This is a genomic window from Mesorhizobium sp. M6A.T.Cr.TU.017.01.1.1 (genome assembly GCF_004023115.1).
GTDB lineage: Bacteria > Pseudomonadota > Alphaproteobacteria > Rhizobiales > Rhizobiaceae > Mesorhizobium > Mesorhizobium mediterraneum.
The window spans coordinates 20,262-33,166 of the sequence record NZ_RZTA01000071.1 but is presented as its reverse complement, the minus strand read 5'-3'; the positions used below and the strand labels follow the sequence as shown (position 1 = coordinate 33,166).

Genomic DNA, 12,905 nt, shown 5'->3' with positions numbered 1-12,905 from the left:
GCTTCATTCCGGCCGTGATCGGCTCGTTGACGCGGATCCCGCCGGTCGTGAACGCCGCTGGCAAGACCATCGTCGGCAGCGGGCTGACGCTGCACATGACGACGATCGTGATCGGCCTCGTCGCTGTGCTCGCCTATGCCTATCTCGGGCTCAGGGCGCGGCGCAGCCGAGAGCGGCATGGCTATGAAGCCGAACCCTTCCCGCTGTTTGTCGTCAAGACCCTGGTGATCAGCGCCCTGACGCTGTTCCTGGTCTACCAATTCGCCACCTACAGAGGTCTGCCAATCGTTCTCGTGGTGATGGGCGTGCTGATCGCGCTGTTCGTCTTCGTCACCAAACGCATGACGGTCGGCCGTCGTATCTACGCAATGGGCGGCAATGCCAAGGCGGCGCAGCTATCGGGTATCAAGACCGAGCGGCTGACCCTGATGGTGTTCATCAATATGGGCGTGCTCTCGGCGCTCGGCGGGCTGATCATTGCGGCGCGCCTTGGCCAGGCGGTGCCGGCGGCGGGCCTCGGCAGCGAGCTCGACGTGATCGCCGCCGTGTTCATCGGCGGCGCTTCGGCGATGGGCGGCGTCGGCCAGGTTATTGGCGCGGTGGTCGGCGGCTTCATCATGGGCGTGATGAACAACGGCATGTCGATCATGGGCGTCAATGTCGATTGGCAACAGGTGGTGAAAGGCCTGGTGCTGCTCGGCGCCGTGGTCTTCGACGTCTACAACAAGAACAAGGCTTGAGCCGGGAGAAACCTGGCCGGACGAGGAAACCATACGGGTCACATCGCGGCTGCCGGCAAGAGGCCGGTGCGAAGAAGTCTCCTGAGAGACCAGGCCAGCGAGCGCAATCCGGACGAAGAATTTCACCCGTGGCACGGATTGGTCCCGAGCCGCGCAGGTCCGGGTTTGCCAGATGGGCGGCCGGGCCAAGACAATAGAGAGGGCACATCATGCTGATTTCCCAGATCCTCGACGACGCGGAGACCATCCGCGTTGTTGCCCGCAACGGCGGCAAGACCAGGATCATCAACGGCGCCCGCAGCGTCTATTCGCTGGCGATGGAGGCCGCGCGCACCGGCACCGGGCTCGCCGCCCTCATCGAGCGCAAGGGGTTCGGTGAAGCGGTCGACCTCGATGCCGCCTACAAGAAGGGACGGCTGTTGTCGCCGATCAACCATCCGGATCCGGCGCATCTTCATCTCACCGGCACCGGGCTGACGCATCTCGGCTCCGCCGCGACCCGCGATGCCATGCACAAGAAGCTCAGCACCGGCGGCGAAGAGCAGCTCACCGATTCCATGAAGATGTTCCGCATGGGGTTGGAGGGCGGCAAGCCGACCAACGGCCAGACGGGCGTGCAGCCGGAATGGTTCTACAAGGGCAACGGCACCATGGCGGTGGCGCCCGGTGCGGCACTTCTGTCGCCCGCCTTCGCCCAGGATGCCGGCGAGGAGCCGGAAATCGCCGGCATTTATGTCATCGGCGACGACGGTGCCCCGTTCCGCGTCGGCTTCACGCTGTCAAACGAGTTTTCCGACCACGTCACTGAGCGTGTGAACTATCTTTTCCTCGCGCATTCCAAGCTGCGCAACGCCTCGTTCGGGCCGGAGATCCTGATCGGCGACCTGCCGTCCGACATCAGGGGTTCCTCACGCATTGTCCGCGACGGCAAGCTGCTGTGGGAAAAGCCGTTCCTGTCAGGCGAGGCGAACATGTCGCACACCATCGCCAATCTCGAACATCACCACTTCAAATATTCGGCTTTCCGCCAGCCGGGCGACGTTCATGTGCACATGTTCGGCACCGCGACGCTGTCCTTCGCCGACGGCGTCAGGACCGAGGCCGGCGACGTGTTCGAGATCGAGGCCAAGGATTTTGGCCTGCCGCTGCGCAACCCGCTTGAAATCGAGCAGCCGGTGAAGGTGTCGGTGAAGGCGCTGTAGCGGGATCTCCCCCCTTGAGGGGGAGATGTCGCCGAAGGCGACAGAGGGGGTCGTCTCGCGTAGAGCGCCAGCCCCCTGCGTCTGCGATAAAGAGCCGAGCCCGGCCGGACCGACCCCCTCTGGCCTGCCGGCCATCTCCCCCTCAAGGGGGGGGATTGGCAGTTCCTACCTCAGTAAATATCGAAGTCGAAATATTTGGCCTGGATCTTCTTGTAGGTGCCGTCGGCGACGATTGCATCGATCGCGGCGTTGAGCTTTTCGCGCAGCGCATTGTCTTCCTGGCGCACGGCGATGCCCGCTTCCGTCTCAGTGCCCTTGACGTCGCCGACCATCTTGCAGCAGCCGTCGCTCGACTTCTTCATCCAGTCCATCAGCACGAACTTGTCTGAAAGGACGGCATCGAGGCGGCCGTTCATCAGGTCGGTAACCGCCTCCTCCTGGGTCGGATAGAGCTTCGCCTCGGCACCGGCCTTGCCATAGACATCCTGGGCATAGTCGGCCTGGGTGGTCGAAGCCTGGGCGCCGACCGTCTTGCCGGCGAGTGCGGCGGGTTCGGTCGAGGCAATATCGCTGTCTTTCAAGGCCACCAGCGAAAGCGGCGTCGTATAGTATTTGTTGGTGAAGGAGACCTGCTTCTTGCGCTCTTCGGTGATGCTCATGGACGCGACGATGGCGTCGAACTTTCTAGCCTGGAGCGCCGGAATCATGCCGTCCCAGTCCTGCGTGACAAGTTCGCATTCGACCTTCATCTGAGCGCAAAGCGCCTCGGCGATGTCGATATCGAAGCCGACGAGCTTGCCATCCGCGGTGATGGTGTTGAACGGCGGATAGGCGCCTTCGGTGGCGATCTTCAATTTTTCCTGTGCTTGCGCCGAAAAGGACCCGGCTGATATCACCAGCATGGCGGCTGTTGCTGCCGATGCGATCCATCTTGAAATCTGCATTTTTTTGTTCCCTTGGTTCAGAGCCACCCTGACGGCTGGGCACAGCCAAGCACGACGCGCAGGGTTCAGGCAAGCGCGGTCTGATCGTGATGGGCGATCAGCGCGCGGCGCGGAAATGCTTGGACAGTTTCAGGCCCTGTGCCTGATAGTTCGAGCCGAGATCTGTGCCGTAGAGCGCCTGCGGCCGCTTCAGCATGTGCTCGTAGACCAGCCGTCCGACGATCTGACCGTGGTCGAGGATGAACGGCACTTCGTGGCTGCGCACTTCGAGCACCGCCCTGCTGCCGGTGCCGCCGGCCGCCGAATGGCCAAAGCCCGGATCGAAGAAACCGGCATAGTGGACACGGAATTCGCCGACCAGCGGATCGAAGGGCGTCATCTCGGCGGCGTAGAGCGGCGGCACATGCACCGCCTCCTGGCTGACGAGGATATAGAATTCGTCCGGATCGAGCACCAATTCGCCGGCACCGCTCTTGTAGAGCGGCTCCCAGAAGTCGACAACATCCTGTGCGGCGCGCTTGTCGACATCGACCAGGCCGGTGTGGTGCTTGCCGCGGTAACCGACCAGGCCATCCTTATCGCCATCGAGATCGATCGACAGCGCGATGCCGCCGCCGGAAATGTTCGGTGGCTCGGTGGCGACGAGCGTCTCGGCGCGGTGCAAGTCGTTGAGCTCGCTTTCAGACAAAAGCGCATTGCCGGTGCGGAACCTGATCTGCGACAGCCGCGAGCCGGTGCGGACGACGATCGGAAAGGTGCGCGGGCTGACTTCCAGATAGAGCGGGCCGTTGTAACCGGCAGCGATCTTGTCGAACTCGTGGCCGCGATCGGTCATCACGCGGGTGAAGATGTCGAGCCGTCCGGTCGAGCTCTTCGGGTTGGCCGAGGCCGAAATGTTTGCCGGAAGCGCCAGGCTCTCCAGCAGCGGCACGATATAGACGCAGCCCGTCTCCAGCACCGCGCCGTCGGCGAGATTGATTTCGTGCAGCTTCAGGCGGTCGAGTTTTTCAGCGACGCTGTGGTTCGGGCCGGGCAGGAAGGAGGCGCGCACCCGCCAGGCCTTGTCGCCAAGCCTGAGGTCGAGACTGGCCGGCTGGATCTGGTCGGCATCGAGCGCGCGTAGCGACGTCAGCGCGCCCGACTGGAACAGCGCCGAAATATTCTGATCGGGAAGAATGCCTGTCTGCCGCAAAGTCTGGCTCCGCTCGAAGGCCGGGCAACGTATCGTTTGCCGCAGGTTCTTGCCGCGGAACCTGCTGGTACAAACCTCTTAATCATGCCGGCAATTGACGCAAGCGCGGCGCGGGTCTAAAGGGTCGTTATCCCGTGGTGATTTGGCCGGTCGGCTTGCAGCCACGTTAAACAAGTCGCTAAAGGACCGTCGGGCCGCAAGGCCGTATGGACCGGTTGCGACTTTCGCGACCGGTTTTTTTGTGTCTGGAACAAAAGTGATGACAAGCAAGAAGCGCAACTGGAAACCTCAGACAGCACTCGTGCATAGCGGGACCTTGCGTTCCGGCTTCGGCGAGACCTCCGAGGCGATGTACCTCACCCAGGGCTATGTCTACGACACCGCGCAGGCGGCGGAAGCGCGCTTCAAGGGCGAGGAACCGGGCTTCATCTATTCGCGCTATGCCAACCCGACGGTCGACATGTTCGAGAAGCGCATGTGCGCACTGGAAGGTGCCGAAGATGCACGCGCCACAGCATCCGGCATGGCGGCGGTCACCGCAGCACTTTTGTGCAGCGCCAAGGCCGGCGATCATATCGTGGCGGCGCGCGCGCTGTTTGGCTCCTGCCGCTGGGTGGTCGAGACGCTGGCGCCGAAATACGGCATCGAGGCGACGCTGGTCGACGGCACCGAAATCGCCAATTGGGAAAAGGCGGTCAGGCCGAACACCAAGCTGTTCTTTCTTGAAAGCCCAACCAATCCGACGCTGGAAGTCGTCGACATCGCAGCCGTTGCCTCGCTTGCCAATTCGATCGGCGCGCGGCTGATCGTCGACAATGTCTTTGCCACGCCGTTGCAGCAGCAGCCCTTGCAGCTCGGCGCCCATATCGTCGTCTATTCGGCGACCAAGCACATCGACGGCCAGGGCCGCTGCCTCGGCGGCGTCATCCTGTCGGACAAGAAGTGGATCGATGAGAACCTGCACGACTATTTCCGCCACACCGGTCCGAGCCTGTCGCCCTTCAACGCCTGGACGCTGCTGAAGGGCCTGGAGACGCTGCCGCTGCGCGTGCGCCAGCAGACGGAAAGTGCCGGCCGGATCGCAGATTTCCTTGCCGAGCGATCAGAGATTGCCCGTGTCATTTATCCGGGCCGCGCCGACCACCCGCAGGCGGCGATCGTCAAAAAGCAGATGTCGGGCGGCTCGACGCTGATCTGCCTCGACGTCAAGGGCGGCAAGCAGGCGGCCTTCGCCTTCCAGAACGCGCTCGATATCGTGCTGATCTCCAACAATCTCGGCGACGCCAAGAGCCTGATCACTCACCCGGCGACGACGACGCACAAGAATCTGAGCGACGAGGCGCGCGCCGAACTCGGCATCGGGCCAGGCACGCTCAGGCTGTCTGTCGGCCTGGAGGACGCCGACGACCTGCTCGAAGACATCGAGCAGGCATTGAAAGCCGCCAGATAGGGATACGCACTGGAGCGGCTTTGCTCGCATCGTCAAAAGCAGGCGCTGTCAGGCGCCCGACGGGGTCTCTTCCAATTCCGCAGCGGCGCTGGTGTGGATGGTCATCGTGTTGCCGCGCCAGTCGACGGCACCGCTGAGCCAGCCTCGCGCCCAAATGGCGGGAAGCATCACGTCCCGCGCAACCATCGCCGGGATCATGCGCAGCGACAGGTGCCAGCCCTTAGCCGAGGCGAGAGCGCATTCCGGCAAATACGCGACTACCAGCACGGCGATGGCGGTTGCCGACAGGCTGAAGCCGGCGCTGGCCGCCGCAATCAGCGCAAGCGCCAGCGGCATCGCCGCGCCGATCAGTATCTCGGGCGCGAAGAACAGGGGGAAGGTGACGCGGCGCAGGCGTGCCCAGCGGGCCTGGCGCGACCAGATTTCGCCGAGAGTGCGCAAACCGAGCGGCTGCTCAAAGGGCGAGGCGACGAGATTGACGCGCAGTCCGAGCCCGTTGACCAGCTTGGTCGCGGCGGCGTCCTCGGCGATCTCGGCGGCAAGCGCACGGATGCCGCCATTGGCGTCGAGCATGGGCTTGTCCCACAACATGCTCTTGCCCTGGGCAAAACCGAGGCCGATCACCTCGCCGGCATATTGCCAGCGCGCCTGTAGGGTGTTGAGGAATGCGCATTCGACCTCCGCCCAGAACCCGTCCGGCCGCGAGCCGATCGGCGTCGAGCAGACAAGGCCGGTGTCGGGCCGCCACGTCGCCATCAGATGCTGGACATAGTCCCTCGGCATCAGGACGTTGGAATCGGCAAGGATGACCCAGCGGTGGCGCGCGGCCTCCCAGCCCTTCACACAATTGTTGAGTTTCGGATTGCCGCTGATGCGGTCGTCGCCGACGAGCAGCCGGGCCGGCACGGCCGGAAAGCGGGCGATCGCATCGGTGATCGGCCTGACCACCGGGTCGTCGGCATGGGCGACGCAGAAGATGAGCTCATAGCGCGGCCAGTCGAGCGAGAAGACGCGCTCGAGCGTTTCCTCGGCAAACGGCTCGACGCCGCGCGACGGCACGACGATCGACACCGCAGGCGCCTTGCCGGCTGGCGGCGCGATCCTGCCAGGCCGCTTCAGCTTCAACGAAGCGAGCAGGATGCTGGCGAGATTGACAAGGAGCAGAGCTGTGGAAAGCAAGGCGGCTGTGACTGTCAGTTCCATCGATATCTGGTCACTCCAGAAAAACCGGCCGCATGGAAGCCGTTTTCAACAGTTCGACAGAATGCTGAGTCGCCCGGCCCTGCACACCATCATTGTCATGTGTCACTTAAATGACATTGTTCTTCGGCAGCTGCGCTCAAAGGAGTCGGACAACGCCAGAAAGCACCCGGTTGACCAAACCACGGAGAGCGTCGAAAGTTCCGTCTACATATTGTGGAGTAGTCTATGTACAGCGCCGTTACGCGCAACATCGAAGTACAGGTCAGGCCGTTCTATCTGGAGGATCGCTCCGATCCGTCGGAGAACCGCTATGTCTGGGGCTACCAGGTCACCATCGACAATCAGTCGGATGAATTCGTGCAGCTTCTGTCACGCTACTGGCACATCACCGACGGCACCGGCCGGGTCGAGGAAGTGCGCGGCGCCGGTGTTGTCGGCGACCAGCCCGAACTCAACCCCGGCGACAGTTATCAATATACATCCGGCTGCCCGCTCTCGACGCCGTCCGGCATCATGGTCGGCCACTACACGATGCGCAACAAGCGGGGCGAGACGTTTGATATCGCCATCCCCGCCTTTTCGCTCGACTTGCCGGGCACACGGCGGACGGTGAACTGAGAGAGAAAGCATCGGCCGTTCGCGCCGCCCCTCATCCGCCTGCCGGCACCTTCTCCCCGTAAAGGACGGGGAGAAGGGACAAGCTCCAGCGCCCCCCTCTCCCCGTCCTTATGGGGAGAGGGTGAGGGTGAGGGGCAGCGCCAACGCTATCCACTTTACTGTGCCGAGCCGAACTCCGCCGGATCGAAGTCATATTGCTTCGAGCAGAATTCGCAGGCGACGTGAATGCCGCCATCCTCGGTGCTGTCCCTGATCTCGTCGGCGGAGAAGCCTTCGAGGATGCCGCGGATCTTCTCCTTGGAGCATGAGCACTGGTCGGCGACCGGCACGCCGCCGAAGACATGGACGCCGTGCTCGTGGAACAGCCGGTAAAGCAAGCGCTCGGCGCCGATCGTCGGATCGATCATCTCCGTCGGCTCGATCGTTCCAAGCAACGCCAGCAGTTCCTGCCAGGAATTGTCGGCCGGATCGTGGATCTCCTCACGCGGATCGCCGTCGCCGCCCGGAAGGTCGGGCACGCGCATGCGTTCGGGCGATTGCGGCAGGAATTGCGCCAGAATGCCACCGGCACGCCATTGCTCGCGGGCACCGCCGACGCCGGGCGTCAACAGCTTGGCCACCGAGAGCCTGAGATCGGTCGGGATCTGCTCCGACTGACGGAAATAGGTGCGCGCGGCCTCTTCCAGCGTCTCGCCGTCGAGCTGGACGATGCCCTGATAGCGTTGCGTGTGGGCGCCCTGGTCGATGGTCAGGGCCAGGACACCGCTGCCGAGCAGCGTCTGCTGCGAGGTCTCGCCGGCAGACGTCAGCGCTTCCAGCCGGTCGGCATCAAAGCGCGCATAGGCGCGCAGAGCCTGCGGCGTGGAAAAATCCGCAACCAGCATGTCGACCGGCCCGTCGGTGCGGGTCTGCAGGATGAACTTGCCCTCGAATTTGAGCGAGGTGCCGAGCAGCACCGTCAGCACGCAGGCTTCCGCCAGCAGGCGGGCGACCGGCTCGGGATAGTCATGACGGCTGAGGATCGCGTCGAGCATCGGCCCGAGCTGGACGGTGCGGCCACGCACGTCGAGCAGGCCGACCTCGAAGGGCACGACATGATCGTCGCCGGCATAGCCGAACTCGCCGAGTTTGGGTTGATGTTCAGCCAATTGATGAGTTTCCAACATAACAAAGCTCCGGGGCGCGGCCATGCCGCCCTCCGGGGCGCATGCGTCGAAACGCGCTCGATTTGCGTGATGCGCCTGAGATAGGCACCACACATTGCCGGATCAAGGTGGGCCGGATCAAGGTGGCCCGGATCAAGGTGGCCCGGATCAAGCGCCGAGGCACCAGGCCAGAACCGCCTTCTGGGCGTGGAGCCGGTTCTCGGCCTCGTCGAACACCACCGAATGCGGCCCGTCGATGACCTCGTCGGTGACCTCCTCGCCGCGATGCGCCGGCAGGCAGTGCATGAACAATGCGTCGGGCTTTGCCTTCGCCATCAGCGCCGCGTTGACCTGATAGGGTGAGAAGACATTGTGGCCGCGGGCACGGTGCTCCTGGCCCATCGACACCCAGCAGTCGGTGACAACGCAGTCGGCCTCGTGGACCGCCTCCTCGGGCGAGCGGGTGAAATTCAACTTGCCGCCATGCGCCGTCGACCAGTCGACATGCTTCTGCGCCGGCTCGCTGCCTTCCGGCACGGCAACGTTGAGGTTGAAGCGGAACCGCGCCGAGGCTTCCAGAAGCGAATGCAGCACGTTGTTGCCGTCTCCGGTCCACGCGATGGTCTTGCCGGCGACCGGACCGCGATGTTCCTCGAAGGTCATGATGTCGGCCATCAGCTGGCAGGGATGGGTATCGTCGGTCAGCCCGTTGATGACGGGAACGGTGGCGTTCTCGGTCAGCTCCAGCAGCCGGTCATGCGATGTGGTGCGGATCATGATCGCATCGACATAGCGCGACAGCACCTTGGCCGTGTCGGCGATGGTTTCGGAGCGGCCGAGCTGCATCTCGGTGCCGGTCAGCATGATGGTCTCGCCGCCGAGCTGGCGCATGCCGACGTCGAAGGACACGCGCGTGCGCGTCGACGGCTTGTCGAAGATCATCGCCAGCACCTTGCCTTCGAGCGGTTTCGTCCGCTCGCCGGCCTTGAGCCTTGCCTTTCGCACGACGGCATCGTCCAGCATGAAGCGCAGATCGCCCTCAGAAACGGCGGAAAGATCGGTGAAATGGCGAAGGCTCATTTGGGGTCTTTCGACTGTTACTTCGCGGCAGCCGCGGCGATGGCGTCGGCCAGGCCCCGGGCGCCGGCGCGGATGCGGTCGAGCGCCTCGTGGATCTCGGCATCGGTGACGGTGAGCGGCGGCAGCAGGCGAAGGACGTTGTCGCCGGCCGGAACCGCCAGCAGATGCTGGTCGCGCAACGCCATGTTCACCTTGGTGTTGGGTGCGGCGCATTTCAAGCCGAGCATCAGGCCGGTGCCTCTGATGTCTTCGATGATATCAGGAAATTCGTCGGCGACACTCGCCAGCCCCTGCTTCAGCAGCAACGCCTTGCGCTGGACATCCTCCAGGAAGCCGTCTTCCAGCACCACGTCGAGCACGGCGTTGCCGACCGCCATCGCCAGCGGGTTGCCGCCGAAAGTGGTGCCGTGCACGCCAGCGGTCATGCCGACGGCCGCCTCGTCGGTGGCGAGGCAGGCGCCCATCGGGAAGCCGCCGCCGATGCCCTTGGCGACCGCCATGATGTCTGGGGTGACGCCAGCCCATTCATGCGCGAACAGTTTTCCGGTGCGGCCGATGCCGCACTGGACCTCGTCGAAGATCAGGAGCAGGCCATGTTGTTCGCAGAGCTGCCTCAACCGCTTCAGCGACTGCGTCGGCACCGGGCGGATGCCACCCTCGCCCTGCACTGGCTCGATCAGTATTGCGGCGGTCTCTGAAGTGATCGCCTTTTCGGCGGCGTCGATGTCGTCGAAGCCGACCTGATCGAAGCCTTCGACCTTGGGCCCGAAGCCTTCCAGGTATTTATACTGGCCGCCGGCGGCGATGGTCGCCAGCGTGCGGCCATGAAAGGCGCCTTCGAAGGTGATGATGCGAAAGCGCTCGGGATGGCCCTTGACGAAGTGGTAGCGCCGCGCCGTCTTGATGGCGCATTCCAGCGCCTCGGCGCCGGAATTGGTGAAGAACACCTTGTCGGCGAAGGTGGCGTCGGCCAACCGCTCGCCCAGACGGCTCTGCCCCGGAATCTCGTAAAGGTTGGAGACATGCCAGACCTTGGCCGCCTGCTCGGTGAGTGCCGAGACCAGACGCGGATGGCTGTGGCCAAGCGAATTCACGGCGACGCCGCCGCCAAAATCGAGATATCGCTCGCCCTTGTCGGTGACCAGCCAGGTGCCTTCCCCATGGTCGAAGGCCAGGGGTGCGCGGGTAAAGGTCTCGAAAAGCGCCGAACCGCTCATTATATGCGTCTCCGGTACCGGAAAATCAAAAAAGCCGCCAAAGCGGCGGCCTTTGCGGCTTATCGTGTTTTTCGGCCATGAAGTCAACGAAAACGTCGCGCAATGACGCGCGGCAAGCCCTCCAGCGAGGCGCCGGCTCATAAGCGACCGGGCAAGTTGGGGAAAACCGAAAAAACCGATTCGTGTTGGCCCTCGGACTCTTGTCACCGAGTCAGCGCATAAGGTAATTGTAGTCGAGAAATAACTAGATTTCGTGCGGCGGACCTAATCACCCGATATATGTGGTGTCTGCCCGGCGAAAGCCGGATCGTGGAAGGATTCCGATCGCCGCACATTTCAGCAGGAGCGCGGTCTCATGAATTGGACTGACGAGCGGGTCGAACTTCTTAGAAAATTGTGGTCGGAGGGACTGAGCGCCAGCCAGATCGCCGCACAGCTCGGGGGTGTCAGCCGCAATGCTGTCATCGGCAAGGTGCATCGGCTGAAACTGTCGGGCCGCGGACGCTCGACCGCCACGCCGGCACGCCAGAAGAAGAGCGTGCAGGGATCAACCGTCCAGAAATCGGTGTCGCGGGCGGCAAGCACAGCGCGGCATATCACCACGTCGATCGGCGCGACCGCGCTGCAGGCGCAATTCGACGCCGTACCGATGACGCGTCATTACGTCCGTCCGGTCGAGAACGTCGTTGTGCCGATCTCGCGGCATCTGCAACTCGTCGAGTTGACCGAGCGGACATGCAAATGGCCGAATGGCGATCCGCTTTCGGAAGAATTCCATTTCTGCGGCAACGACGCGGCCGAAACCGGACCCTATTGCAAGTATCACTCCCGCATAGCGTTCCAGCCGGCCTCGGAGCGGCGCCGCAGTCGCTGAGCGAATAGCGAATAGCGAATAGCGAATAGAGACGGATTGAGCCTCCGCGAGGAAGCAGCTTCATTTTCACCTATTCGCTACTCGCTATTTCCTATTCGCTCTCTTTCACAGCCAGCCGCTCTTGCGGAAGCGCCAGTAGAGAACCGAGCAGACCAAAACAATCGCTCCCAGCACGATCGGATAGCCATATTCCATCCTCAGTTCCGGCATGTCGTTGAAATTCATGCCGTAGATGCCGGCGAGCGCCGTCGGCACCGCCAGGATGGCAGCCCATGAGGCAAGCTTCTTGGTGATCGCCGTTTCCTGGCTCTGACCAACCAGAAGGCTCGCCTCGAAGGCAAAGGCGAGAACCTCCCGCAAGCTGTCGATCTTCTCCTGGACGGTGCGGATGTGGTCCGTGACGTCGCGGAACAGCGGGTGCATGGCCGCATGGATCTGCGGCAGGTCGGCGCTGGTCAGCCGGCGGCAGACTTCCACCAGCGGCAGTGCCGCATTGCGCAGGCGCAACAGGTCGCGGCGCAGCATGTAAAGCCGTTCTATGTCGGAGCCGGCCATAGGTTTCAGCAGAACCTTGTCCTCGATCGCCTCGACCTCATCCTCGATCTGCTCGAGCACCGGCATGTAGTTATCGACGATGAAATCGAGAATGGCATAGAGGACGAAATCCTCGCCCTTGGCCAGCGAATGCGGGCAGCTTTCCCAGTGCTGACGAACGGCGGCATAAGAGGTTGATGGACCGTGCCTGACGCTGACGATGTAGCCGGCACCGACGAACAGATGGGTTTCGCCGAAGGTGACACGACCGTCGATCAATTGAGCCGTGCGGGCGACGATGAACAAGGCGTCGCCATATTGCTCGATCTTGGGCCGCTGATGCGGATGCTCCGCGTCCTCGATCGCCAGATCATGCAGATGGAATTGCGCCTGGACGCGAAGCAACAGGTTGCGGTCGGGCTCCAGCAGGCCGATCCAGACGACATGGCCTGGCTTCTTTGCCCATTCGCCAGCTTCCTCGATCGGAATGTCGGCGATACGCCGGCCGGCCGTGTAGACGCCGGAAGCGATAATGCTGGACGTCGGCGGCGCAGGCATGAACTCCCGAACATATTCCATTCGCAGCCTCCTGAAAGGATGGCCTTCACTAGGGACTGAGAAGCTTAACGTCCGGATAGTTTAGCGCAGTTTCATAAAGCGTTCGAGAGGCCGAGCGAGATGAGTTCAGACGGGATCTTCTCGCTTT

The 12,905-nt window shown here is 63.0% G+C and carries 11 protein-coding genes, 1 pseudogene and 1 riboswitch; of the genes and pseudogenes, 5 read left to right on the top strand and 7 right to left on the bottom strand.

Annotation, left to right across the window (positions count from 1 at the left end):
• Both EOB36_RS21470 and araD1 read left to right on the top strand, forming a co-directional pair.
• Positions 1-740 (top strand): annotated as a pseudogene (locus EOB36_RS21470) (sugar ABC transporter permease); the annotation flags it as partial.
• Between the two features lie 209 nt (positions 741-949).
• Positions 950-1,942 carry an AraD1 family protein gene (araD1, locus tag EOB36_RS21465; RefSeq protein WP_095488007.1) on the top strand — a complete coding sequence of 331 codons (993 nt, stop codon included), beginning with the start codon at positions 950-952 and terminating at the stop codon, positions 1,940-1,942.
• A gap of 170 nt (positions 1,943-2,112) precedes the next feature.
• On the opposite strand, the gene EOB36_RS21460 is transcribed toward araD1, so the two are convergent.
• Both EOB36_RS21460 and EOB36_RS21455 read right to left on the bottom strand, forming a co-directional pair.
• Entirely contained in the window at positions 2,113-2,886 is a 774-nt protein-coding gene (locus EOB36_RS21460; protein ID WP_095488005.1) for an ABC transporter substrate-binding protein, read from the bottom strand.
• 97 nt (positions 2,887-2,983) lie between these two features.
• On the bottom strand, positions 2,984-4,078 hold the full coding sequence (locus EOB36_RS21455; protein ID WP_128285629.1) for a 2'-deoxycytidine 5'-triphosphate deaminase: 1,095 nt from the start codon (positions 4,076-4,078) through the stop codon (positions 2,984-2,986).
• A 124-nt stretch (positions 4,079-4,202) separates the two neighbouring features.
• Positions 4,203-4,280: riboswitch (SAM riboswitch) on the top strand.
• Between the two features lie 57 nt (positions 4,281-4,337).
• Here EOB36_RS21455 and EOB36_RS21450 point away from each other — a divergent pair.
• Positions 4,338-5,528, top strand: coding sequence for an O-succinylhomoserine sulfhydrylase (locus EOB36_RS21450; protein WP_128242852.1), 1,191 nt, complete (start codon positions 4,338-4,340; stop codon positions 5,526-5,528).
• A gap of 48 nt (positions 5,529-5,576) precedes the next feature.
• On the opposite strand, the gene EOB36_RS21445 is transcribed toward EOB36_RS21450, so the two are convergent.
• Positions 5,577-6,731: a ceramide glucosyltransferase gene (locus EOB36_RS21445; RefSeq protein ID WP_095487999.1), complete on the bottom strand. Its 1,155-nt coding sequence runs from the start codon at positions 6,729-6,731 to the stop codon at positions 5,577-5,579.
• 225 nt (positions 6,732-6,956) lie between these two features.
• Here EOB36_RS21445 and apaG point away from each other — a divergent pair, with 225 nt between their 5' ends.
• Positions 6,957-7,349, top strand: a complete 393-nt coding sequence (gene apaG / locus EOB36_RS21440; protein WP_095487997.1) for a Co2+/Mg2+ efflux protein ApaG — start codon at positions 6,957-6,959, stop codon at positions 7,347-7,349.
• Between the two features lie 155 nt (positions 7,350-7,504).
• Here apaG and EOB36_RS21435 read toward each other — a convergent pair whose 3' ends face one another.
• The 3 genes from EOB36_RS21435 to EOB36_RS21425 form a co-directional block, all read right to left on the bottom strand.
• Positions 7,505-8,539: an Hsp33 family molecular chaperone gene (locus EOB36_RS21435; RefSeq protein ID WP_128285628.1), complete on the bottom strand. Its 1,035-nt coding sequence runs from the start codon at positions 8,537-8,539 to the stop codon at positions 7,505-7,507.
• Between the two features lie 123 nt (positions 8,540-8,662).
• Complete coding sequence (gene argF / locus EOB36_RS21430) at positions 8,663-9,574, bottom strand: ornithine carbamoyltransferase (RefSeq protein ID WP_095487993.1); 912 nt, start codon at positions 9,572-9,574, stop codon at positions 8,663-8,665.
• Between the two features lie 17 nt (positions 9,575-9,591).
• On the bottom strand, positions 9,592-10,791 hold the full coding sequence (locus EOB36_RS21425; RefSeq protein ID WP_095488084.1) for an aspartate aminotransferase family protein: 1,200 nt from the start codon (positions 10,789-10,791) through the stop codon (positions 9,592-9,594).
• A 355-nt stretch (positions 10,792-11,146) separates the two neighbouring features.
• Between EOB36_RS21425 and EOB36_RS21420 the strand changes: the two genes are divergently transcribed.
• On the top strand, positions 11,147-11,665 hold the full coding sequence (locus EOB36_RS21420; RefSeq protein WP_095487991.1) for a GcrA family cell cycle regulator: 519 nt from the start codon (positions 11,147-11,149) through the stop codon (positions 11,663-11,665).
• A 105-nt stretch (positions 11,666-11,770) separates the two neighbouring features.
• Here EOB36_RS21420 and EOB36_RS21415 read toward each other — a convergent pair whose 3' ends face one another.
• Entirely contained in the window at positions 11,771-12,778 is a 1,008-nt protein-coding gene (locus tag EOB36_RS21415; RefSeq protein WP_095487989.1) for a magnesium and cobalt transport protein CorA, read from the bottom strand.
• Between the last annotated feature and the right edge of the window lie 127 nt (positions 12,779-12,905).

Coding starts and splice junctions, on each gene's coding strand:
- EOB36_RS21445 (WP_095487999.1), bottom strand. CDS start 6,731: ATGGAACTGACAGTCACAGCCGCCTTGCTTTCCACAGCTCTGCTCCTT.
- apaG (WP_095487997.1), top strand. CDS start 6,957: ATGTACAGCGCCGTTACGCGCAACATCGAAGTACAGGTCAGGCCGTTC.
- EOB36_RS21450 (WP_128242852.1), top strand. CDS start 4,338: ATGACAAGCAAGAAGCGCAACTGGAAACCTCAGACAGCACTCGTGCAT.
- EOB36_RS21420 (WP_095487991.1), top strand. CDS start 11,147: ATGAATTGGACTGACGAGCGGGTCGAACTTCTTAGAAAATTGTGGTCG.
- EOB36_RS21415 (WP_095487989.1), bottom strand. CDS start 12,778: ATGGAATATGTTCGGGAGTTCATGCCTGCGCCGCCGACGTCCAGCATT.
- araD1 (WP_095488007.1), top strand. CDS start 950: ATGCTGATTTCCCAGATCCTCGACGACGCGGAGACCATCCGCGTTGTT.
- argF (WP_095487993.1), bottom strand. CDS start 9,574: ATGAGCCTTCGCCATTTCACCGATCTTTCCGCCGTTTCTGAGGGCGAT.
- EOB36_RS21425 (WP_095488084.1), bottom strand. CDS start 10,791: ATGAGCGGTTCGGCGCTTTTCGAGACCTTTACCCGCGCACCCCTGGCC.
- EOB36_RS21460 (WP_095488005.1), bottom strand. CDS start 2,886: ATGCAGATTTCAAGATGGATCGCATCGGCAGCAACAGCCGCCATGCTG.
- EOB36_RS21435 (WP_128285628.1), bottom strand. CDS start 8,539: ATGGCCGCGCCCCGGAGCTTTGTTATGTTGGAAACTCATCAATTGGCT.